At 60.5% G+C, this 22,357-nt stretch carries 20 protein-coding genes, 4 pseudogenes and 1 riboswitch; of the genes and pseudogenes, 12 read left to right on the top strand and 12 right to left on the bottom strand.

Features of this window, described 5'->3' with window-relative positions; all coding sequences use genetic code 11:
- Positions 1-240: 240 nt before the first annotated feature.
- From ACFOJ9_RS03195 to ACFOJ9_RS03180, 4 genes and pseudogenes are all read right to left on the bottom strand, one after another.
- Complete coding sequence (locus tag ACFOJ9_RS03195) at positions 241-1,026, bottom strand: GGDEF domain-containing protein (RefSeq protein WP_095090295.1); 786 nt, start codon at positions 1,024-1,026, stop codon at positions 241-243.
- Positions 1,027-1,480: 454 nt separating this feature from the next.
- Positions 1,481-2,427 (bottom strand): IS630 family transposase gene (locus tag ACFOJ9_RS03190; RefSeq protein WP_417568608.1). Its coding sequence is split into 2 segments (ribosomal slippage): positions 1,481-2,083 and positions 2,086-2,427, totalling 945 coding nucleotides; the frame shifts between segments, so codons are not numbered across the junction.
- 896 nt (positions 2,428-3,323) lie between these two features.
- Positions 3,324-3,884 carry a reverse transcriptase domain-containing protein gene (locus ACFOJ9_RS03185; RefSeq protein ID WP_378976962.1) on the bottom strand — a complete coding sequence of 187 codons (561 nt, stop codon included), beginning with the start codon at positions 3,882-3,884 and terminating at the stop codon, positions 3,324-3,326.
- 809 nt (positions 3,885-4,693) lie between these two features.
- Positions 4,694-5,163 (bottom strand): annotated as a pseudogene (locus ACFOJ9_RS03180) (transposase); the annotation flags it as partial.
- A gap of 306 nt (positions 5,164-5,469) precedes the next feature.
- Here ACFOJ9_RS03180 and ACFOJ9_RS03175 point away from each other — a divergent pair.
- From ACFOJ9_RS03175 to ACFOJ9_RS03165, 3 genes are all read left to right on the top strand, one after another.
- Positions 5,470-5,850, top strand: a complete 381-nt coding sequence (locus ACFOJ9_RS03175) for an XRE family transcriptional regulator (protein WP_095090296.1) — start codon at positions 5,470-5,472, stop codon at positions 5,848-5,850.
- Between the two features lie 82 nt (positions 5,851-5,932).
- Positions 5,933-6,988, top strand: a complete 1,056-nt coding sequence (locus tag ACFOJ9_RS03170; protein ID WP_095090297.1) for a DNA-processing protein DprA — start codon at positions 5,933-5,935, stop codon at positions 6,986-6,988.
- Between the two features lie 2 nt (positions 6,989-6,990).
- A complete protein-coding gene (locus ACFOJ9_RS03165) occupies positions 6,991-8,226 on the top strand; it encodes an HAD-IA family hydrolase (protein ID WP_378976960.1) in 1,236 nt (411 codons plus the stop codon).
- Positions 8,227-8,492: 266 nt separating this feature from the next.
- On the opposite strand, the gene ACFOJ9_RS03160 is transcribed toward ACFOJ9_RS03165, so the two are convergent.
- From ACFOJ9_RS03160 to ACFOJ9_RS03150, 3 genes and pseudogenes are all read right to left on the bottom strand, one after another.
- Positions 8,493-9,173 carry an ImmA/IrrE family metallo-endopeptidase gene (locus tag ACFOJ9_RS03160; protein ID WP_378976958.1) on the bottom strand — a complete coding sequence of 227 codons (681 nt, stop codon included), beginning with the start codon at positions 9,171-9,173 and terminating at the stop codon, positions 8,493-8,495.
- Complete coding sequence (locus ACFOJ9_RS03155; RefSeq protein WP_378976956.1) at positions 9,098-9,520, bottom strand: helix-turn-helix domain-containing protein; 423 nt, start codon at positions 9,518-9,520, stop codon at positions 9,098-9,100. Before ACFOJ9_RS03155 ends, ACFOJ9_RS03160 begins: the two co-directional genes overlap by 76 nt.
- 168 nt (positions 9,521-9,688) lie before the next feature.
- Positions 9,689-10,159, bottom strand: a pseudogene (locus tag ACFOJ9_RS03150) (hypothetical protein); the annotation flags it as partial.
- A 272-nt stretch (positions 10,160-10,431) separates the two neighbouring features.
- Here ACFOJ9_RS03150 and ACFOJ9_RS03145 point away from each other — a divergent pair.
- From ACFOJ9_RS03145 to thiD, 8 genes and pseudogenes are all read left to right on the top strand, one after another.
- Positions 10,432-10,674, top strand: coding sequence for a DUF982 domain-containing protein (locus tag ACFOJ9_RS03145; RefSeq protein ID WP_378924779.1), 243 nt, complete (start codon positions 10,432-10,434; stop codon positions 10,672-10,674).
- A 352-nt stretch (positions 10,675-11,026) separates the two neighbouring features.
- A pseudogene (locus tag ACFOJ9_RS03140) lies at positions 11,027-11,280 on the top strand (3-oxoacyl-[acyl-carrier-protein] synthase III C-terminal domain-containing protein); the annotation flags it as partial.
- Between the two features lie 96 nt (positions 11,281-11,376).
- Positions 11,377-11,493: riboswitch (TPP riboswitch) on the top strand.
- A 105-nt stretch (positions 11,494-11,598) separates the two neighbouring features.
- Positions 11,599-13,422, top strand: a complete 1,824-nt coding sequence (thiC, locus tag ACFOJ9_RS03135; protein ID WP_378976954.1) for a phosphomethylpyrimidine synthase ThiC — start codon at positions 11,599-11,601, stop codon at positions 13,420-13,422.
- A complete protein-coding gene (gene thiO / locus ACFOJ9_RS03130) occupies positions 13,419-14,387 on the top strand; it encodes a glycine oxidase ThiO (RefSeq protein WP_378976952.1) in 969 nt (322 codons plus the stop codon). Before thiC ends, thiO begins: the two co-directional genes overlap by 4 nt.
- The gene (thiS, locus tag ACFOJ9_RS03125; protein WP_378976950.1) at positions 14,387-14,584 is read left to right on the top strand and encodes a sulfur carrier protein ThiS; all 198 of its coding nucleotides are present in this window, start codon (positions 14,387-14,389) and stop codon (positions 14,582-14,584) included. The genes thiO and thiS overlap by 1 nt, the downstream gene beginning before the upstream one ends.
- Position 14,585: 1 nt before the next feature.
- Positions 14,586-15,359, top strand: coding sequence for a thiazole synthase (locus tag ACFOJ9_RS03120; protein WP_378976948.1), 774 nt, complete (start codon positions 14,586-14,588; stop codon positions 15,357-15,359).
- A complete protein-coding gene (locus tag ACFOJ9_RS03115; RefSeq protein ID WP_095090307.1) occupies positions 15,356-15,961 on the top strand; it encodes a thiamine phosphate synthase in 606 nt (201 codons plus the stop codon). Before ACFOJ9_RS03120 ends, ACFOJ9_RS03115 begins: the two co-directional genes overlap by 4 nt.
- On the top strand, positions 15,952-16,713 hold the full coding sequence (gene thiD, locus ACFOJ9_RS03110; protein WP_378976946.1) for a bifunctional hydroxymethylpyrimidine kinase/phosphomethylpyrimidine kinase: 762 nt from the start codon (positions 15,952-15,954) through the stop codon (positions 16,711-16,713). Before ACFOJ9_RS03115 ends, thiD begins: the two co-directional genes overlap by 10 nt.
- 94 nt (positions 16,714-16,807) lie before the next feature.
- Here thiD and panC read toward each other — a convergent pair whose 3' ends face one another.
- Together panC and panB are read right to left on the bottom strand one after the other, a co-directional pair.
- Entirely contained in the window at positions 16,808-17,695 is an 888-nt protein-coding gene (gene panC, locus ACFOJ9_RS03105) for a pantoate--beta-alanine ligase (protein ID WP_095090309.1), read from the bottom strand.
- Complete coding sequence (gene panB, locus ACFOJ9_RS03100; protein WP_095090525.1) at positions 17,692-18,537, bottom strand: 3-methyl-2-oxobutanoate hydroxymethyltransferase; 846 nt, start codon at positions 18,535-18,537, stop codon at positions 17,692-17,694. The genes panC and panB overlap by 4 nt, the downstream gene beginning before the upstream one ends.
- Before the next feature lie 273 nt (positions 18,538-18,810).
- Here panB and ACFOJ9_RS03095 point away from each other — a divergent pair, with 273 nt between their 5' ends.
- Positions 18,811-19,275 carry a DUF309 domain-containing protein gene (locus ACFOJ9_RS03095; protein ID WP_378976944.1) on the top strand — a complete coding sequence of 155 codons (465 nt, stop codon included), beginning with the start codon at positions 18,811-18,813 and terminating at the stop codon, positions 19,273-19,275.
- A 116-nt stretch (positions 19,276-19,391) separates the two neighbouring features.
- Here ACFOJ9_RS03095 and ACFOJ9_RS03090 read toward each other — a convergent pair whose 3' ends face one another.
- From ACFOJ9_RS03090 to ACFOJ9_RS03080, 3 genes and pseudogenes are all read right to left on the bottom strand, one after another.
- Positions 19,392-19,625 (bottom strand): hypothetical protein, encoded by a 234-nt coding sequence (locus ACFOJ9_RS03090; protein WP_378976942.1) that lies wholly within the window; start codon positions 19,623-19,625, stop codon positions 19,392-19,394.
- Positions 19,626-19,664: 39 nt separating this feature from the next.
- Positions 19,665-20,261 carry a phospholipid N-methyltransferase PmtA gene (gene pmtA, locus ACFOJ9_RS03085; protein ID WP_120017785.1) on the bottom strand — a complete coding sequence of 199 codons (597 nt, stop codon included), beginning with the start codon at positions 20,259-20,261 and terminating at the stop codon, positions 19,665-19,667.
- A 403-nt stretch (positions 20,262-20,664) separates the two neighbouring features.
- Positions 20,665-22,319 (bottom strand): annotated as a pseudogene (locus tag ACFOJ9_RS03080) (MFS transporter).
- Between the last annotated feature and the right edge of the window lie 38 nt (positions 22,320-22,357).

Below are 22,357 nucleotides of genomic sequence, written 5' to 3'. Positions count from 1 at the left end.
TGCAATGACCCTATTGTCAGCAAGCACGTCCTGCGCTCTCGCTCTCGCGCATGGCCCAGAACGACCCGCAATCTGAAGCCCGGGCGGTCTCATCGCTCCGAGGAATTGCAAATCCAGGCCTAGCGCTGCCGGGCCGACGTAGTGAATGTGGCACCGACGGCCACCGGTCCACCAAAAAGCCATCAGCACCACCAGGCCGCGGCGTGTTTTTCCATCGGCCTCTCTCCCAGACGGGGTTGGTTACGGTGTCACGACTCGCAACTTGGCTGCTTCATAATCGAACGAAACGCGGTTCCGCCCACGTTGTTTCGCTTCAAAAAGGCATCGTGCGGCAGTGCGGAGGACATCCTGAGTATCTGCACCATGAGGGATTTCCGCACCACCGATGCTGACGGTCACCTTCACGCCGTCTTGTTGCCCTTTCACGCCAGGAACCCGCTCGATATGACGACGGATCTTCTCCGCAATGGTCTTTGCATGCTCTTTGCGGATGTGACGTAGCAACACCCCAAACTCTTCCCCGCCAAGGCGACCGATCCCGTCTCCTGGGCGCGTTGTATAGATGAGCGCCTTCGCAATCCGAACCAGAGCTTCGTCACCCTTGGCATGGCCGTGCTTGTCGTTGATTGACGAGAAGTGATCGGGATCGATGAGGAGAAGGGTGTCGCATTCCCCTTCATCGCGGCTTCTATCCATCCTTGCGATGAATTCACCGCGACTAAGAAGTCCTGTCATCGGGTCATGACTGGTGACGAAGGTGAGCCTGCTATGCGTCTCTTTCAGGGCTGCATGAGACTTCTCCAACTTGTCACATGTCTCCTGGATCGTTTCCGCCTGGGTGAAAATGTAGGCACTGACCGGCATCCCGATGAGGATGGGAATGAAGGTGCATTCCACCCAGCTCAGCCAGTCGATCGGCATCTGCAGCGCAAGCCGAGCCGTAAAAGACAAACCGAAGGTTGCGACGACTGCAATTATCGTCACGACTATTGATTTGCCCAGAATACGCCTGCGACGCGGTGTCATGCGGTTCCTTTAGATACTGGCGCTGAACAAGCTCTTACGAAGTCCATTAAGATTATTTCGGACGCGAAGGGCAAGGAAGCGCAACTGTCGCCGTACAAAGGTTGATGCAGCGAGCCAGTTGCCGGCGGCGCGGCTAATTTTAGCGACGGTTAAAATTCGAGTTTTTCGAATCTGCCGGCGTTAGTTTTCGGATGCTACCCAGCCTTCACAGATGGTGAGCGTGGAATATGCGTGGTCCAGGCTGGATTAGAGATATACGGCAGGCTGAGGCTCAGCACCTGCGAGATCGAATAGCTTGGCTTGAATGCGAACTGATTTCTGCGGCCGCGTCCAAAGGCAAATCCAAGTTGCAAAACGTTGGTCACGAGCTTCGTTCGCAGAAGGTTCGACTGGTGGCACGCCTCGAACAATGCATAGCGTGTGCGGCTCTAGAGCAGTTTCTGGATAATCACGGTTAGGCATCGTAGCCGGCGTGGGCGAACAGGTTTTCGCATTCTTTGGGGTGGAAACGATCGATGGCGACGGCCACGGCGTCCCATAATTCCGGGATGGACCGGGCTGCTGCCTTTCGCAGTAAAGCCTTCAGCTTGGCGAAGGCCATCTCAATGGGGTTAAAGTCCGGGGAGTAGGGCGGAAGATAGCGAAGGGAAGCCCCCGCAGCCTCGATGATTTCGCGGACACCGACCACTTTATGAGCAGGCAGGTTGTCCATCACGACGACATCGTCGGGTTGAAGCGTCGGCACGAGGACGCGGCGCAAGTAGACCAGGAATGCTTCGCCATCCATGGCGCCGTCCAGGAGCCAGGGCGCGACGATCCCGTCGAGGCGCAGGCCGGCCGTGAAGGTCGTGGATTTCCAGTGCCCATGAGGAACAGCCGCCCGGCAACGCTGTCCACGCGCAGAGCGGCCTCGTAGCCGGGCCATCTTGGTATTGAGGCCACTTTCGTCGATGAAGATCAGGCGGCTCGGATCGAGATCGAGTTGGCCTTCGAACCACTCTTCCCGCGCTGCCAAAACATCCGGTCGCTGCTGTTCGGCCGCGTGCGCTGTCTTTTTTTGTACGTGATGCCACGCTTTGCGAAGAACGCATGGACCGTCGTCAGGCTGGCTTTGACCCCGCGCTCTGCCGCAAGGCGATCGACGATCTCGGCAAGCGTGATGTCCCGCTCATCGGTCTCGACCAAGGCGAGAATGAAAGTCTCGTGCGCGTCCAGCTTCGATACCTTCGGCTTGCCCTGCCGCCCAGGTTCCAGATTGCCGCTCGAACGCCAGGCCCGATACCATGCACCAGACGTCGATATCCCGATCGCAAACCGCCGTGCCGCTTCTCGGGTCGACAGGCCTGCCTCTATCGCCTCGATAACACGCGTCCGCAAATCCAGGCTGTAAGCTCGTGCCATGCCGCTGCTCCTTCCGCAAATCACTTCCATCAGGGAATCAGAACAAGCCGTTCACTGCAAACAAACGACTCCGATTAAGGGAAAACCGCTCTAGTGTCGCGCCCACATGCGAGGGGTAGATCCGAAGATCGCCGTTGTGGCGGGACCCCGGCTCGCGGTCCGATTATTCACACGTCGCCGCTCGCTCAACAGGGCCAACGCACTGGGCTCACTTTAGGAAACGCTCTACGGCTACGATGCGATACGCGAAACGGACGGCGCCGAGCAGGGCACGAGCTATGCGACGAATGATCTCCTGGGCGAATGGCTGTTGGACCAAGACGCTGGCGAACGGTTCGTAAGACCGAACGACCTTCCCTTACTTCTACTTGTTTATAAACAGATAATTGGCATGTTTTCTTACTTTGTGCAAGGATTTGTGTAATCAAATCTCCGCCCTTTCAGGCATCGGCTTCGGAAAATATGCTTGCCGAGCGCTTTGATGGTGGCGCAAAGCCCTCGTATTCCGCAGGAGAGATCGTGCGAAGTTTGCATGGGCGGCGGCTGGGATTCCGAGGGCTGCCAAGGCGCTGTGTTTCCGTTGTACACAGCGTGCCGATCCGGTGGAGGTGGCCGGTTGGTTACTCATCTCAAGCAATGGTTTGCCGCCTCGATTGCCTTGCCAACGCCGATCATGCAGTCTGCCGGACGAACGGGCGAACCATCCTCGAGTCGAATAGATGGACCAGACAGACGACAGCTCAGAGTGGGGCAGCATCGACACCCTAGAGTTCTTTGGCCGTCATCTCTTGGCGATTTGTGTCACCTAACGATTAGCGAACGCTTCCAAAAACGACGCACTGTCCTTTGCCGCATACAACGGAACGCTGATCGACATCGGAGGCTCGGTCTGCTTTCTAACCGCAGGCCACGTACTGGCTGACCTTAAACAAAAGCTCGCCGACGTCAGAGTAGAGATCGTAGAGGTCGTTCTGGCCGACACATTCGCGAAGCGCCGTCTCAGCGACAAACCACTTCCGTTCGATATAAGGAACGAACCATTCCTCTTTGTCGATGAGGAAGACCAGGGGCTTGATTTCGGCGCGATTCCCCTGCGCCCCTACTACGTCAATCTTCTGGCAAAGAACGGAACGGGTGTCCCTGTCCCGCTTCTGCGGCAAGGCTGCCCGACGAATGTACTCCAAGGCACTATGGGTGTTCCTGCCGGGCCGAAACCCGTAAGAGACATGCCAGAACTGTGCCTCGAAGATCGGCTCCAGAAGAATCTTGACCGCGCCTTGTACGACGCGGTCTCTGATGGTGGGGATGCCCAAGGGCCGGAATTGCCCAGGTTTCCCGGCCTTTGGAATGAACTTGCGTCTGGCCGGACTTGGCCGGTATGCGCCGCGGCGCAGATCCGCCTGGAGATCGACCAGAAAGCGATGTTCACTCCTGTTCCGAATGCGTCCCACCGTCATCCCGTCAACCCCAGCCGTGCGCCCACCTTTGTTGGAGGAAACGCGCTGCCAGGCGTGACGCAGCACACCCTGAGGTCGGTCAACCAACCCCACATGTCGCACCACTGGTCGTCGGGATTAGCCTTACTCCACTGATAGAGTTTGCTTTGAATGCCGAGTACCCAGACTTTGTCTGTCCGATGATCCATGTCCACAGATCACTCCTCCGTCGTTGCAATCCCATCGCCTTCCTGCTTCCCTTCGCCATGTGCGCGGCTTTCCCGTGCTCCGACTACTACGAAAGCTCCGCCCTTGGGGCTGTCCAATATCTGGCCGTCGCAGCGAGCCCGGCTTCCAAACCGGGCAGACAATCCAAGTTCCCGTGTTCCGACTTCCAACCTTGTGCCGTTAGGCGGTGAGCTCTACCCCGTGCAATGCGGGAGATGGGGCATAGGAGCCAGTCCCATCTCGGGTCTCTTCGAGAACCCGGCAGTAAGAATAGACGAGCCTTACCGCCTCTGATTGCTCTTTCGTGCCTCCACGCCATCACGCTAATGGAAGCGATTTCTGTGTTTCGAGGCTTCTGACGCTCGCTTCGTTGTCTCGCCATAGGCATTGCGGTAGCCCGGCCTGCGGTTGATGGCCCGCATCCGGCACACTTAAGGCCAATCTGTTTATGCAACCCAACCGACGACGCCCGGTCAGGCTTCTCGGCCCCCTTCGATCCACTGCTCCTGTAAATCGGGCGGCATCTCAGCCGCCAGTTGAAAGTCGGCAAGCTTGAGAGGTCACGCTAACTCATGCGCACCTCCCGCGCCGCACGGCGCACCATCGATCCACAGGTATGGCCAGTCGCCCTCGATGGGTCTTTCAAGGAACGCTTTGACCTTGCCGTCGATCTCTTCGCACAGCCGCGAGACCTGGCTCTTGGAGATGCCGCTCATGCCCATGGCCTTGACCAGGTCGTCGACCGAGCGGGTCGAGATACCCTGGACGTAGGCCTCCTGGATGACGGCCGTCAGCGCCTTCTCCGCCATGCGCCGCGGTTCGAGGAAGCCCGGAAAGTAGGAGCCCTTCCTGAGCTTGGGGATGCGCAGCTCGACGGTGCCGGCCCGCGTCTCCCAATCGCGATCGCGATAGCCGTTGCGCTGAGCCGTCCGCAGCGGGTTCTTCTCGCCATAGGCGGCGCCGGTGGCGGTTCCCACCTCCAGCTCCATCAGACGCTCGGCGGCAAAGCCGATCATCTCGCCAGGAGATCGCAATCAGGGCTCTTCTCCACGAGCGCGCGCAGGTTCATCATGTCGGGGGCGCGCTCGCGAGCGGCTTCGTCACCGCCGAGCTACACCACTCAGCGGGGCACGACCGAAAAATCGCCTCAGATACAAGGCATGGTCCTGCATCCATCCCCATGCTACCTATCGTTGACCCAACATAGCCTGAGAGCTATATTCGGTAAGAGAGTCGGCATTCCGATAGTTCGATAGAGCGTTCGGGATAGCACAATCGAGTTGTTGACTTACCTCGTAGCCATCGCGCGACCCCTCTCGCAAATCTAATATTTCCGTATAGACGGAAGTGCGGGCGCCAACATTACGGAGTCAATTTCATGGGACGCGGTCTCGATAGCGTCATCGCATCCTTTCCGCAAAGACCGCGGGATCGCATCGATGCGCGGTATACGGAGGAGATCCAGGAGGTAGAAGGTCTTCGGGCACTGCGCCGGATCGCAGGCAAGGCCCAAGCAGATGTTGCGGCCGCTCTGAAGATCAAACAACCGTCTGTTTCGAAGATCGAAAACCAAGTTGATATGTACGTTTCGACGCTTCGCAGCTATGTCGAAGCCGTCGGCGGAAAGCTTGAGTTGACGGTCAGGCTGCCGAAGCAGCCGACCGTGCGTATCCATGCTCTCGGAGAGATCGCTGCCACGATCTCCGAAAATCTCGCCCCTCCCAAAACTTCTCTCGCCAAGGCCGGACACCGCGGATGACCCAACCAATCCGCAACCTTCCGCGAAGCTATCGCTACAGAACGCTGAAGGACGGCCGCAATTTTGAAAGGCGTTGAATTCCATGATTGGCATCGAAACACGAACCGCAGCAGGCATTCTCACGCTCACAGCGTTGCGCGGCATCGGGCCCGCCACGGCTGAACGCCTTGCGGAACGATTTTTGCTACTTGACGCAATCATCGGCGCCGAGCCTGCGAAGCTTCGATCCGTCGTCTCGGCTGCCGTCGCCGAAAGTCTTCACGAGCCGACTGCCATCGTCAACGCCGGTGAGAAGGCGCAGCGGGTGCTCGACGAGGCTCACCGTCGTGACGTGCGTGTGCTTTCCATCTTCGACGTCGACTATCCGGACGCCCTTCGCTCGCTCTCCGATCGTCCGCCCATCCTCTTCGTCAAGGGCACTTTGCCGCCCCGTCGGAGCGTCGCCTGCATCGGTACTCGCGAGCCCTCCGAGTTCGGCGAAATCGTCAGCGACAGGATCGTGGAAACACTAGTTGCTGCGAATTGGGCGATCGTTAGCGGTCTGGCGACCGGCGTCGACACACTGAGCCACCAAGCGGCGCTGCGCCATGGCGGGCAGACCATCGCCGTATTGGCAGGCGGTCTTGACGGAATCTACCCAAAACAAAACACCAAGCTTGCCGACGAGATCCTGGAGAGGAACGGCGCACTGGTCAGTGAGCAGCCTTTCGGCGTGCCGCCTTCGCCGCGTAATCTCGTTCAGCGCGATCGCCTGCAGAGCGGGCTTTCGATCGCGACCTTCGTCATGCAAACCGACATCAAGGGCGGGTCGATGCACACCGTCCGCTTCACGATCCAGCAGAACCGCTTGCTGTTCGCGCCAGTACCGCAGGGCCGCCATGCCGCAGAACCCAAGAGTCAGGGCATTCTCGCGATGACGCGGTTTTCGGCGACCCGCTTCGCTGACGCCGCGCGCGCCGAAGGCGACTATCGGCGCATCCTAGTTGAACGATATCGCAACGACCCCGTGGCTGTGCCGCTCGCCAGCAAGGAGGATTACACCTCTATGCTAGAGCTGCTGGAAAATCGAGTGGCTGGTGATGCAGCTCAGGACGCGCCGGTTCGGCCATCGTCGCCCGCGCAGATGTCGATGCTCTGACCATGCCGAACGTCTTCCTCTTCGACCTCGATATGACGCTGGTCGACAGCTCGGCGCTTGCGCATCTGCGACGCTCGCAAATGTGGGATGCCGTTCGTCAGAATATGAATCTGATCCGACCTTTTCCGGCGCAAGGCCGGGTCGCGCCGCATGAACTTCCTGCCCTGCTGCGGGCCGACGGACAAGCAGTTGGCATCGTTACGTCGTCGCCTGAATGGTACGCGACCACTGTTCTTCAACAGTTCCGTATCCCTTATGACGTGCTGGTCAGCTACGGCGACACCGAGAATCACAAGCCCGATCCTGCGCCGATCCAGGAAGCACTCCGGCGCCTTGGCATCGCCGCAAGTCGGGACTCGCTCTACATCGGCGATGATGTCGGAGACGTAGAGGCCGCCTACCACGCCGGATTGGCCTCTGTAGCAGTCCGCTGGGGGCCCACGTCGATCTTCGAGCTTTCGTCCAGTGCGCCCGACATTTTCGTGTCGAAGGCCTCGACGCTGCTACGCCAAGACCGCATCGGTGGGCGCGGCTACATCGGCGAAGCGCTGACCAGCAATTGGCCCTTCCACAGCCATTGGGGCTCTATTCTCCATTGCGACGACGAGCCCGTCGTTTATGCACTCGGCCGCTATTTCACGGCTTCCGATCCGCGGCATGCGACGAGTGCCTTGAGCGCGGCCGTGTTGTCTTTGAAAAATAATGACAGCCAGGCGCAAGTCCTCGGCGAATGCGTTGGCCGCGCCGTCGACCTTTTCGACTGGAAACCCGACTGCATCATCCCCGTACCCATGAAGCCGTCGCAGGAGCGCAACCGCTTCAAGGAACTGCTCGAAAGCGCTGCCGACCATTTCGACGAGGATATTGAGGTCGAACTCAATGGCCTGAAAACCGTCAAGGAGGTCGAAGGCTATAAGCAGATGAACGCGCTGGAGCGTGCGGAGGCCATAAAGGGTGCCTTTGACACGGATTACACTTGGGGTGGCGCCAAGATTCTGCTGCTCGACGATGTCTACACGACCGGAGAGACGACGAGAGAGTGTGTGCGCATTCTTAACGCCAACGGGGCCGGCGAGGTCCGGGTGATGGCGATCGCCAAGGATCAGCGCGTCTTCGCGCGCAAGACCTGTTCTGCCTGCGGGCGATCGATGAAGATACGCGAGAATCACGCGACGCACGTAAAATTTTGGGGCTGTTCGGGTTATCCGCATAACTGCCAGCACACGGAAGACTTCTAACCCTATCGGGTCTGGACACCTTGTCCGGACTCTCCGCCGCCTGGTTTCAGCCACCAGCGGGCACTGGACGTTGAACGCCGGTTGTCACAGCGCCATTTGCATGGAGCCGTGGCGAATGAAATCTGACCGCTTGTCCGATCGCGGTGCATGACTAGTCAAGCTTGGTTAAACACTGCGGATTATGACAGGATAGAGCAGGCAGCGACCTTGCCGGATCGCCGAACAGCTGTCACGAGGACGGTTGCCCTTACAGGGAGCGATCTGCCTCACTTCACAAGCCGCAAATTTCCCCTTCTGGGGGTTGTCAAAGCATTTGGCGTGGATGGCACGCCCATAGTCACAAGGCCAAAAAGAAGTTTGACAACCTCTGATTCAGGAACGGACAGGTTGCTCGAAAGTCGATCCACACCGGCCCCATCCTGACGGAGATTATCAAGGACCTTCTTCCACACCTGCGACTGCTCACGGCACATCTGCATTGGTTCATCCGTTCGCCAACCCCGCCGAGAAATCTCCATAAACAACTGCTGATAGGTCCACTTCGATACCAAACCGAGTTCATGAAGCCGATACGTCATTGCGGCCACTGAAACCGACCACGCTCGCTTAAGTTCGACAACTTTTGGCAGCCCTGTGATGCGACCTACCGCCCGTAGAGGACCTTCTGGCATAAGGAAAGCCGCAGCGAATTCGTTCGCTTGTTTTTCGGCCTCAAGACCATTTGGCGCCGCGTGCTTGTGCAAGACAAGATGCCCTAACTCATGGGCAGCGTCGAAACGGCTTCGCTCGGCAGACTTTTGGGAAATGAGAAATACGTAAGGTTTTTCCCCACGCCAGACTGAAAAGGCATCAACCTCCTTTCCATCCTCGCCTAGGGAAAAGACGCCCCCCCCTTCAACTCCAGAAGGTGCACCATGTTCTTGATGGACCGGTTGCCAAGGCCCCAAAAATCACGGAGGCCGGCTGCAGCACTTTGAGGTGTGTCTTCTCGCATATCGGGCACAGCAGAGACGGGCAGATCAAACTCTGTATCCAACCAGTCAGACATCAAGAACGCAATTGCCCCTGCGGCAATCGCCCCGTCTCGCTGGCGGGCCGTCATTTTGCTCATCGATCGGAAGCTGACCCCCTCTTCGCGCGGAATGTCCAGATCATCCGACAGAAAAAAGGAAAGGGGAAATCCCAAAGTGCGAGCAAGCTTCTTGGCAACATCCTCGCTCGGAAGATACTCCCCCGCTTCATAGCCCGTGACCGTACGTGGTTCGATACCAGTCTTTGCAGCGAGTTCTTTCATCGTCAGGCCGGCCCGCTTACGAGCCACGGTAAGCCGCGATCTATTAAACATTATGCCGCCTTGCGCTTCACCGGCACATCAATCTCGACGTCTTCGATCGGGTCTTCGACCGGCACTCCACCGTCCACACCCGGCAACGGAATGAAGATGCGCTCTCCCCAGTCAGTTATAATCCGGGCCGGTGACGGCGCGAAGCTCGCTGCGCCCGTCTTTTGCCTCCAAGGTTTTCACAAGCTCGCGATGGGACAGCAGGCCGTGCTGCAGATTGATGGCAGCCAGCGGCGCTGGAAGCTGGCGCAGATAGGTGGCCGGCGCGCCGACCAGGCTGGCGAGTTGGCCAAAACTCCAATGCGTGGGTGCAACAGGGGCATGCGCATCGGGCAGCATTAGCCACAGGCGCTCCCGATCGTCGCGGCTGGCGTCGACGCGGATCAGTTCGCTTTCGACGAGGCGGGTCTTGATGCGTTCGGTTCGCCATTTCACCGAATTATGGAGATCGGTGAGAGAAAGGTAGCGCTCGTCGGCCGGCCGATTGAACCACTCCGACGACACGCGACCGATACGCTGGCCGCGGCTGACGTCGACCTTGTAACCGGCACGCGCGTTACGGACGGGCGTGTGAAATTCCATTTGTGTCATGGTTGCTGCTCCGCGGCGGACGCCGGGAGCCTCTCTCCCGGACCTTCACCCGCCGCTGCAGGCCCGCCCGCCCTCTACCTCTGCCGGCATCCCCGCCCGCCGCCAGAAGCGCCGGCATTGCAGCAGAGTTTGCGCCAGGTGGCTGGCGCACGAAGTGTGAAGGCCGGCAAGGTCTGCTGGCCCTATTCGGCCCTCGGCAATACATGTATGAAACGAGCCGACGTCATGGCAGGCGCAGACCGCACCAAGCTCGGTATTGAGGGTGTAATTGGATGTCGAGCAGGTTCGTCCGACCCGTGGTGGTGCAAGTTGGCCGACATGACCGTGAGCGCGTCATTTTCGATGTGAACGACGCGGCCACGATTCTGCTCCGGAGCTTCCATGATCAGACGAAGAAGCGGAAACTGGCTATGGATGCATGCCTTCAGGTTCTGCGTGGCGAAGCCCACCCGCTGGTTGCCAGACGGGCTTTCGTTGTGGCGGCGTTAGAAGCGAAAATTCTGCGCAGTGATTGAGTTCCAAGATTATAATAGCCTCAATTACTTCAAAACCCCCACAAGAGCAGTAACGCAGACAAATAGATCGAACGAACGCTTACTCTTGTAGCCGCGATACATAGCTGCGTATCGAGTGCTGCGCTCGTCGCGCAAGATTGATTCGTTGGATCATCCGCCAAGCTCAGGTTTGCGGCGGAGGTCTTTCCGGTTGGTGGAACGCAACCCTGTCGTCGCCGCCAGAAGGGCCGCATTGCTTCTCCGGCACGCCGTCGGCGCTGCCCCCCTTGCGGATCTCCACGACGACGGGCTCGCCGTCGATGACCTGCATGAGGGCCTCTGGAGTTGTCGAAGAAGAAGCCGCCTCACGCACAAGCCGCAGGACATCGACCGCTTCGTGCCGCACCAGGCCAATGCCCGCATTTTTGATGCCGTAGGGAAAAACCTTGGCCTTGCCGATCGTGCTGTCGTCAAGACGATCGCCGAATACGGCAATTCTTCCGCCGCGACGATCCCGCTGTCGCTGTCACTGGCCACCAGACGAAGCCATTTCGGCCTGGCGAAAAAGTTCTTCTGGCGGCGGCGGGAGCGGGCTTGAGCGGCGGCGCTGTCGTCGTTGGAATATAGCCGAGCGGTGGCCGCCCACGGGCCAAAACTGTCCGAGTGAGATGGATGGCCGGTCGACAGGCGCTTGACAAAGCGGCGCCGTCCCGTTCAACTCCAGACATTCACCAGGGGGGTCCCGACAAGGGGCTGAGATACTGCTGGCTTTCGCAGCGCAGTGACCCGTTGAACCTGATCCAGTTCATACTGGCGTAGGGACGGTGCAAGCGCTTTGCGGGAGTTTATGCCCGAAGACCTGTCTCGAGCAGGTCGGCCAAAGCGTCTTTTCATCCTTCCGGCACAGAACTGGGTCTCCAATGCAAATGAGCAAAGGAGCCTCAAATGAATGCCTTGACCCCAGCGGTTTCCACGGGACCGCTGCCTGCCTCACGAAAAATCCACAAATCCGGCGTCCTCCATCCACAGATCAGGGTGCCGATGCGCGAAATCTCCGTCCACCCGACGGCGGGCGAACCGCCCGTGACGGTCTACGATCCATCCGGCCCATACACCGATCCGACGATCGAAACGAGCATTGAGAAAGGCCTCACACGGCTGCGGCAAGACTGGATCACGGCGCGCGGCGATGTCGAGGCCTATGACGGCCGCCATGTGCAGCCGGAAGACAACGGCTTCGCCGTGGGCGAGCGTCTGACGCCGGAATTCCCCATTCGCAACAGACCGCTCAAGGCCAAGGCTGGGAAGGCGGTGACCCAGCTTGCCTATGCCCGGGCCGGCATCATCACGCCTGAAATGGAGTTCGTCGCCATCCGCGAGAACCTTGGCCGCGAGATCCTGCACGGCAAGCTGCAACGCGACGGCGAAGCCTTCGGCGCGGAGCTTCCCGATTTCGTCACGCCGGAATTCGTGCGCGACGAGCTGGCGCGCGGGCGCGCGATCATCCCCGCCAACATCAATCATCCCGAGAGCGAGCCGATGATCATCGGCCGCAATTTCCTGGTGAAGATCAATGCCAATATCGGCAATTCCGCCGTCACCTCCTCGATGGCCGAGGAAGTCGAAAAGATGGTCTGGGCGATCCGCTGGGGCGCCGACACGGTGATGGATCTGTCGACCGGCCGCAACATCCACAACATCCGCGAATGGATCGTGCGCAATTCGCCGGTGCCGATCGGCACCGTGCCGCTCTATCAGGCACTCGAAAAGGTCGGCGGCATCGCCGAGGACCTGACTTGGGAAGTCTATCGCGACACCCTGATCGAGCAGGCCGAGCAAGGCGTCGACTATTTCACCATCCATGCTGGCGTGAGGCTGCATTACATCCCGCTCACGGTGGAGCGGGTTACCGGCATCGTCAGCCGAGGCGGCTCGATCATGGCGAAGTGGTGCCTGCACCATCACAAGGAGAGCTTCCTCTACGAGCATTTCGAGGAGATCTGCGACATCTGCCGCGCCTATGACGTTTCGTTCTCGCTCGGCGATGGACTTCGCCCCGGTTCGATCGCCGACGCCAACGACGCCGCGCAATTCGCCGAACTGGAAACGCTTGGCGAACTGACGAAGATCGCATGGGCGAAGGATTGCCAGGTGATGATCGAAGGGCCTGGCCACGTCCCCATGCACAAGATCAAGCAGAACATGGACAAGCAGCTCGCAATCTGCGGTGAAGCGCCCTTCTATACGCTCGGGCCGCTGACGACGGACATAGCGCCGGGCTACGACCACATCACGTCGGGCATCGGTGCCGCGATGATCGGCTGGTTCGGCACCGCGATGCTCTGTTACGTGACGCCGAAGGAGCATCTTGGGCTGCCGGACCGCAACGACGTCAAGACCGGCGTGATCACCTACAAGATAGCCGCGCACGCCGCCGACCTCGCCAAGGGCCACCCGGCGGCGAAAGTCAGGGATGATGCCCTTTCCCGCGCGCGCTTCGAGTTCCGCTGGGAGGATCAGTTCAACCTGTCGCTCGATCCCGAAACGGCGCGCTCCTTCCACGACCAGACTTTGCCAAAGGAGGCGCACAAACTGGCGCACTTCTGCTCGATGTGCGGGCCGAAATTCTGCTCCATGCGCATCTCCCACGACATTCGTGCCGAAGCGCAGAAGGAAGGAATGGCGGCGATGGCGGAAAAATATCGCGATGGCGGCAATCTCTACATGCCGGTGAGCGACAGCGCGCCCAAAGGACCAGGGCCGTCATGAGGGTGCTGGTCAAAGGGGCCGGCGTCGCCGGCCTCACGGCGGCCTTCGAATTGGCCAGACGCGGCGCGGCGGTCACCGTCGCCGACGTCCGGCACGGCCGTGGAGGCAATGCATCGTGGTTCGCCGGCGGCATGCTGGCGCCGTGGTGCGAGCGCGAAAGCGCCGAGCAGCCGGTGCTGGATCTCGGGCGCGGCGCCGCCGACTGGTGGGAGGCGGTGCTGCCTGGTCAGGTGACGCAGGCCGGAACACTGGTTGTGGCGCCGCCGCGTGACAGCGGCGAGCTGGACCGCTTCGCCGGCCGCACCTCGGGCCATCGCTGGCTCGATGAAGCGGAAATCGCGCGGCTGGAGCCCGATCTCGCCGGGCGTTTCCGGCGTGGGCTGTTCTTCCCCGGCGAGGCGCATCTCGACCCGCGCCGGGCGATGGCGGCGCTTCACGACAAGCTTGTCGCGATGGGTGTCGACATCAGCTTCGCCACGGACGCGCGGCAGCTTCCCGGGTTCGAGCACGAGATCGACTGCACGGGAATGGCGGCGGACGACGGAAGGCTGCGCGGCGTGCGCGGCGAGATGATGATCCTGCACACGCCTGATATCGCGCTATCGCGCCCCGTGCGGCTGCTTCATCCGCGCTTTCCGCTATACACGGTACCGCGCGCCAACCATCGTTTCATGATCGGCGCGACGATGATCGAGAGCGACGGCGCTGGACCGGTCACGGTCCGCTCTATGATGGAGCTTCTGGGCACGGCCTGCGCGCTCCATCCAGCCTTCGGCGAGGCCGGTATCGTCGAGACCGGCGTCGGTGTTCGCCCGGCCTTCTCCGACAATCTGCCGCGTGTCGAAGCGCGTGGAAACACCGTCGCCATCAACGGGCTTTATCGCCATGGCTTTCTTCTCGCGCCAGCCATGGCGCGGCAGGCGGCCGAACTCGTCTTCGCTGACGAACCCATGGAGCTTGCCTGATGAAATTGACCGTAAACGGCGAAGCGCATGAGGTTGCCGCCACCACGCTGGCAGAGCTGCTTGCAGCGCTCGACTATGAGGGCGATTGGCTGGTGACGGCCGTCAACAGCGACCTCGTGCACAAAGCCCATCGGGCGGAGTTCCAGTTGAGCGACGGCGACTGGATCGAAATCCTCTCGCCGATGCAGGGAGGCTAGCATGTTCGAGCTTTTCGGGACGCCACTGTCCTCCCGGCTGCTTCTCGGCACGGCGCAATATCCTTCGCCGGCCATCCTTGCCGATGCGGTCAAGGCGTCGGGCACGTCAGTAGTGACCGTATCGTTGCGCCGTGAGATGGCGGGCGGCAGGGCCGGCGAAAAGTTCTGGTCGCTGATCCGCTCGCTCGGCACGAGAATCCTGCCCAACACTGCCGGCTGCCACTCCGTCAAGGAAGCGGTCATCACCGCGAAAATGGCGCGCGAAGTCTTCGGTACGAGCTGGATCAAACTCGAAGTGATCGGCAACCACGACACGCTGCAGCCGGATGTGTTCGGCTTGGTCGAAGCCGCCCGCATCCTGTGCGAGGACGGTTTTGCGGTATTCCCCTACACCACCGACGATCTTGTTGTGGCCGAGCGGCTGCTGGAAGCGGGCTGCAAGGTCTTGATGCCGTGGTGCGCGCCAATCGGTTCCGCCCTCGGGCCGGTCAACAGTATGGCGCTGCGTTCGATGCGCGGACATTTCCCAGGCATCCCGTTGATCGTGGATGCGGGGCTCGGACGGCCGTCGCACGCGGCAACCGTCATGGAACTCGGCTTTGACGCCGTGCTCCTGAACACGGCGGTCGCCAAGGCGGCCGATCCGGTCGGCATGGCGCGCGCTTTCGGCAAGGCGGTCGATGCCGGTCGAGAAGCCTTCAGTTCGGGAATGCTCGAACCGCGCGAGGTCGCCGTGCCATCGACGCCGACATTCGGCAGGGCGGTTTTTTCATGAAGCTCGATCCCTTCTACCTGATCGTCGACAGCGCCGCCTGGATCGAACGGCTGGTGCCGCTCGGCGTGAAGCTCGTCCAGCTTCGCATCAAGGACAGGGACGAGGACGGGCTGCGCGCCGAAATGCGCCGCGCGAACGACGTCTGCGCGGTCCATGGTTGCCAACTGATCGTCAACGATTATTGGCGACTTGCCATCGAGGAAGGCTGCGACTTCGTTCATCTCGGCCAGGAGGATTTGGCTGCGGCCGATTTGTTGGCGATCAAGTACGCCGGATTGAAGCTCGGGCTGTCGACCCACGATCATGCCGAACTGGAAACGGCGATGGCCGCCGAGCCTGACTACATCGCCCTCGGTCCCATCTATCCCACTACCCTGAAGAAGATGAAATGGGCGCCGCAGGGACTTGAACGGATCAGCGAATGGAAGTGCCAAGTCGCGCCGATTCCATTGGTCGCCATCGGCGGCCTCAATCCTGAGCGGATCGACAGCGTCTTCGAGGCCGGCGCCGACAGCGCCGCGGTGGTCACCGACATCACATTGAATGCTGATCCCGAAGCGCGCACGCGAGAATGGATCGAAAAGACGGAGCGATGGCGCTGAGGCGAGAACCGCATGTGCTTGTCATCGGCGGATCGGACTCCAGCGGGGGCGCCGGAATTGCTCGCGATATCGAGACGATCTCTGCCATCGGCGTGCGCATCTCTCTGGCTGTCACCGCGCTGACGGTGCAGACGCACGAAGCCGTCATGGACGTCCATCATCAGCAACCCGGTCTGGTCGCCGATCAGATGCGCGCTGCGTTCCAGGCCAACAAGGTGGCGGCCATCAAGATCGGCATGCTCGCGACCGCCGAGATCATCGCTGCCGCAGCCGCAGTGCTCCGTGAAAATCCGCAGGGGCCGGCAGTACTCGACCCGGTTCTCACCTCCACGTCAGGCCGGGCGCTGCTGGATGCAGGCGCCATCGCTGCCCTGAAGCGTGATCTGATGCCGCTTTGCTGTCTGGTCACACCCAATCTCATCGAGCTGGCGCTCCTTATCGGCGCCGAGCAAGCGGTCGACGAGGATGAAGCGGTCTGGCAAGGCCAGGAGCTCTTGGCCGCCGGCGCGCAGGCCATTCTGATCAAGGGCGGCCATGCAAAAGGACTTCGATCGACGGATATCCTGCTGCGCTCCGGTCAAAAACCCATTCGCTTCGATGCGCCGCGTCTTGCAGTATCGATGCGTGGCACAGGCTGCATGCTGGCCAGCGCGATTGCGGCGCATCTTGCAAAGGCAAAGCGGCTCGAAGACAGTGTGCGCGAAGGCAAGCGGTTTGTGTTCGAGCAGCTTCAGAGGAATTCAACCGAATGACCGCAGCCCGCATGCCGAGTTGAGGCCCGTCGCCAGCTCGGCCGTTTGCAATGGGGAGACCGATATCTGGCTCCTTCGGCCCCGCGAAGGAGGGTCAGGCAGCGGCTTGCTTCAACGCTTGAACCGAGCGTTGCGCCGACTCCACCTCGACATTGTCGATCAGCCGCGTCTGGCCGAGCCAGGCGGCGACGAGCAGCCGCGCCGGTCGACCCGGCGTGGCCATCAGGGCAAGATTATCGCCGGCGCGAAGTTCGAGATACTCCACCCGCGAAAAGCCCGCAGCCAGGATCGCCTGTCGAGCCTCATGCAGCAGGCGCTCTACGGGTTCTCCGGAGCTTAGCCGCCCGGCAGTTTCGAACAGGATCTCTGCCAGTCGGGGCGCGGAGGGGCGCTCGGCGGCGGACAGTCGCGTGTTGCGCGACGACATCGCCAGCCCATCCGCTTCACGCACGGTCGGACAGGCGACGATCTCGATCGGAATATCAAGGTCACGCACCAGGCGTCGCACGACTTGCAGCTGCTGAAAGTCCTTTTCACCGAAAAACGCCAGATTGGCGCCGGTCTGCAGGAACAGCTTCGTCACCACGGTCGCCACGCCGTCGAAATGGCCGGGCCGGAACGCTCCGCACAGACCCTCGCTCACTCCGGCGACCGAAACCGTTGTGGCAAAGCCTTGCGGATATATGTCGGCTGCATCGGGAGCATACAGAATATGGGTGCCGACCGACGCGAGCTTGGCGGCGTCATCGTGCTCGGTGCGCGGATAGACAGCCAGATCGCCGGCACTGTTGAACTGTTTGGGATTGACGAAGAGCGTCACGATGACCCGGTCGGCCTTTGCAAGTGCGGCACGGACCAAGCTCAGGTGACCCTCGTGCAGGGCGCCCATGGTCGGCACAACGGCGACCTTGAAGCCTTCCCGGCGCCACGCGGCGACGATGCTGCGCAGTTCGGCAACGATCCGGACAATCGGAATGCTCATGCGGCTTCTCCTCCATTGACAGGACGTGGCACGTCGCCGAAGACGTGCTCGACCGCTGGAAAGCGGCGCTCGCGCACCTCGCTCGCATACGTCGCGATTGCTGCCTCGGCGGTCCCGGCAAGCTCGGCATAGCGCTTGACGAATTTCGGCCGGAAGGTTCCAAACAGGCCCAGCATGTCATCGACAACCAGGATCTGCCCGTCACAAGCCGGCGACGCGCCGATGCCAATGGTGGGGATTGCGACTTCCTGTGTGATCTGCCGGGCAAGCGCTTCGGGTATTTTCTCAAGCACGACCGCGAAGGCGCCCGCCTCGCTCACCGTGATCGCATCGCGCACGATGTGCTCAGCATCCTCGCCTCGGCCTTGGACGCGATAGCCACCGAAAGTATTGACCGCCTGCGGCGTCAGCCCGACATGACCCATCACCGGAACACCGCGCATGGCAAGAAACCGGATCGTCCCGGCAATACTCTCGCCGCCTTCGAGCTTGATCGCAGAACAACCGGTTTCGGCCATCAGACGGACGGCATTGCGGAAGGCCTGCTCGGGACTTTCCTCATAGGAACCAAAAGGCATGTCGACCACCATCACCGCCTTTTCCAGCCCGCGCCGCACGGCCTTGCCATGCATGATCATCATCTCGAGCGTCACGCCGACTGTCGAAGGAAGCCCATGGAGAACCATGCCGACGCTGTCACCGACCAGAACCACATCGCAGTGATCGTCGACCAGCTTTGCGATTGGCGTCGTATAGGCCGTCAGGCAAACAAGTGGCATCTTGCCCTTGCGCGCCGCAATGTCCGGCGGCGTCAACGCCTTGGCCGCTCCCGTTGCGCTCACCAGGTTTCCTTCCCTTGCGTCAACCGCGATGGAAGCGTTTGCCACAAATTTGTGCAGATGCGAAGAGAAAAATTTGCATCGCACAATAAAGCCGCGCGTCCGCCTTCCCACGCATTGTCGCAACCGCCGGGCAATACAAGGACTTCGTATCGAGCAGTGACCATCCATGTGATATCCTGCTCCATGGCCATTGGTTCGAAATCGCGTCCTCGCCACCTGCCGAAAAAGAGCTTTCCAGCCTATGCGTACTTGCCCGGCAGGCAGCCGCATCCCGTGCGCGATCCCGCTGGACATAGCTACCTTGTCGAGCCGATGCCGGTCGCCACAGATGCGGCGCTTGGCTCGGATCCATTCCTCTGGGGTCTCGACCTCTTCAATCACGGTTATTACTGGGAAGCACATGAGGCTTGGGAAGGTCTCTGGCAGGTTGCGGACCGAGGCGGCCCTTCTCGCGTGTTCTTTAAAGCATTGATCCTGTTGTCGGCAGCCCGCGTGAAGATACGTGAGGGCAAAACTGCTGCAGCGGTGCGCCACTCCCGGCGCGCCGCAATGCTGTTTCGTCGACTGAACGGCCCGTCGGAACATATTGTCGAAAACGCGCTTGGCCTCCCGCCAGCCATACTCGCCGACTACGCTGAAGCAGCGACAAGGCTGCCTGCCGCGTTGCGGGCCGTGCCATTTGGTCGGCCTCAACCAGTGTTTGATTTCGTCCTCGGATCAGATTGTCAGGGCCACTAATCCGCAAACAGTTGGGATGCAAAGAATGAAAGGTAAAATCCCGGACGGGGATGGCGAGTGTTGCGGAATGGTCAAAAAGCTCTTCCAAGCAACAAAATACGGCTGTGGGTCAGCAGCTAAAGCGGCTGAGCACCACATCCAGGCGCCGCTTGGCGGCTTGGGGCCGTCTCTAGACGCTCTCGGTTTTCTCCGACCTCCTCCTCCGGCGCGCGAGCAACGAAGTCTGGGTTGTCGAGCTTTTCGGAGAGTTTTTTGATCTCAGCCTCCAGACCACTGACCTGCCTCGCCAGTCGCATCCGCTCTGCTTTAAGGTCGATAAACTCGGCCAGCTCTCGCTCTGCTTCAGGCACGATTTCGCGGAGCGCGCAGCGCGTTGGCTGCGTTCAGAGTCAGACCGCTCGTCGGTAAGTCCAGAGCTGCGCGGGCGGGATATTGCGGACGACGAAATCGTAGTGTGACACGATGTAGCGGTCCGGCATCTTGATCACTGGCGACAATGGTCCGTAGGTGATTTGCATCACTGGCCTGCCAGCAGGGATGCGGGTCAGCAAATCCTCAAGCAAGGCGAGGCGCAGCTCCATCGGGAAGCTCAACATCGGCACCGCGCTTATGACACAGTCGAACTGTTCGGCATTTCGTTCCGCCAGCACTTCACCCAGCGAAAAAGCATCGCCCAATCGAAAATCTACGCACGGAAAACGTAGGGTGAGGCGATTGTAGAAATCCTTCGAATATTCGACCGAAACCAGCTGCTGTGGCTTCACGCCCGTGTCCAGGATAGCCTTGGTGATTACCCCGGTCCCTGCCCCAAGCTCGAGAACTGGCATTCCGGACGCTGGCCTGATCACGCTAGCCATGCGGCGCGCCGCATGAACAGAAGTCGGCATGAGCGCGCCCACTCCTTTTTTGTCCCTTTGCCAGCACCGGAAGAATTGCACTTCTTCCTCAAACTTCCGGCCGAGGCGCTCCTTCAAGCGAAAGACCATGTCTACTCCCTGCTACGGCTATTCATCCGCGTCGCTTTGACGGACGGACGTTTGGACAAGTTTTTCGACATTTACAAGCCGCTGACGGCGTTGAAACGGCGCCGGAGTTTACGTCGGCCGGAACGAAGACCGGTCGTTCGACTTCATCGGGACCGCCAGCACGGTTCGCGTCTGCATTGCCAGTCCTCATCGTGGGGTTCCTGTCTACGAAGGCTGGAAGGCGAAGTCCAAGCCGGCCACACTCTGTGGCCAAGCGCGGCGTCACCAGAGCGACAATTCGCAACTGCTCGGCACCAACGCAAATGGATCGAAGCCAACTCGACGGGAATTCGCTGATGGGGAGACCCTTGTCCATTCCCGCGCTTCGTGTCTCGCTGAAAACGGTCGTTGGCGTTGGATGAGATCACCGTCGGAAAAAGAAACTTGTCGACTGATCCCGTTTGCGCGCCGCTCCGGTCGGACGCTCAATCGCAAGCTTGGTGCGGGGTGGAAGCTCTCCCACATGCAATTCAACGAGACGCTGGTCCAGCTCCTTGTCCGCCGCTGTGAGCCGATGGTTCAGGCGAAGGTAATCCATCCAGGTCGGCGTGCGGAATGTCTCTGTCCACTGGGAAGGCTCCTGGAGATCGCGCTGAAGGTTCCAGTGCCGGGCACCGACGCGGCTTTGCACTCGCCGTCGTTCGCGCATCTGTTCCAGGAAGGCTTCGACGTTCGTCTCCGGGATTGAGTACTCGATCTTGACGACGATCGGCCCGCTTCTCGACTTCAAGTCCACCGCGACCGCAAGCGTTTCGAAGCCAAGAGGATCTTGGTCAGAATCTTTCCATTGACGAATGGGCAACAGTAACCCGGTGAAGGCGACAAGCAGGAGAGCGCCAGCGGAGCTCTCCAGCGCCACGGTAAGCGAATAGTCCTCAGCCACCGCGCCCCACAGCCAGCTGCCGGCCGCGATGCCGCCCGACGAGAGGGCAGAGTAGATCGAGAGCGTGCGACCAACGACCCACCTTGGGCTTGACAGTTGCACGCTCACGTCAAGCCCCGTCCAGGTGACGACCCAGCCAGCGCCGCCGAGCGCCAAAGCAATAGCCGCCACCGCCAGTGAAGGCGTCAGGGCAAGCGAAAGACAACAAGCCGCGCAGGCGATGCAGGCCAGTGTCGTCAGACGCTCTTGGGACAGCGACCGTCGCAGGATGTTGTTGCAGATGCCGGTGCACAAGGCGCCCGTCCCGAAGCCGGCCATCAGGATACCATAAGCGATCGGTCCTCCCCCCCAGTTGATCGCGGGCGACCAGGGGCAGCAGCGCCAGTATGGAGATGCTAGTCAGGCCAAACAGAGTTCCGCGCGCGATTGCCGCCTTGATCTCTCCCGACAGGGCCGTGAAGCGCGCTCCGTCATGCATAGCTGTGGTCAATGGCTCGCGCGGAAGAGGAGTAGAGCGCACATTCCATTTGCAGCGCCCAACGGTCCACAGCAGCGTCAGATAGGTCAGCGTCGCGATGGCGAAAGCCGTCAGTGGTCCGAAGGAGGCAACGACGATGCCGCCGAACGCCGGACCGATGCTTCGCATGGCGTTGTAGCCGACCGAGATCAGTGTGACCGCGGCTGGAACATCCCGCTTTCGCAGGATGTCACCGACCGAGGCGTGCCAGGCAGGGTCGGTGAAAGCGGCGCCGCATCCGGCCAAACAGCTGAATGCGAGGATCATCCATGGATTGTAGAACCCCAGCGCCACAAGAGCAGTCAGCATCGTCGACGACAAAGCTATCACGCACCAGCCGAGCATCATCACATTGGCGGCGGCTGAAACTGTCGGCAATGGCCCCGGCGAAGATCGACAGAATGAATACGGGCAGCGTCCTCGAAGCCTGCACCAGGGCGACCATCACGTCCGAAGTCGAGATGGTTGCCATCAGCCAACTGATCGCAACGGTCTGCATCAGCCAGCCAAGACTGGATACCTGGTTCGCCAGCCAGATAGGACGAAAAGTCGGACTCTCGAGCGGCGCAAACGTTGCCGACGAAACTGGATTGGCTTCCTCGCGCGCCACCCTGCTCATGGGGCTGAGCCTCCCCCCTCCGATTGTGCTGGAGATTT

Source organism: Mesorhizobium cantuariense (assembly GCF_042647205.1).
Taxonomy (GTDB): Bacteria; Pseudomonadota; Alphaproteobacteria; order Rhizobiales; family Rhizobiaceae; genus Mesorhizobium; species Mesorhizobium cantuariense.
The sequence above is the reverse complement of the archived record's forward strand: the minus strand, read 5'-3'. Positions and strand labels throughout refer to the sequence as shown.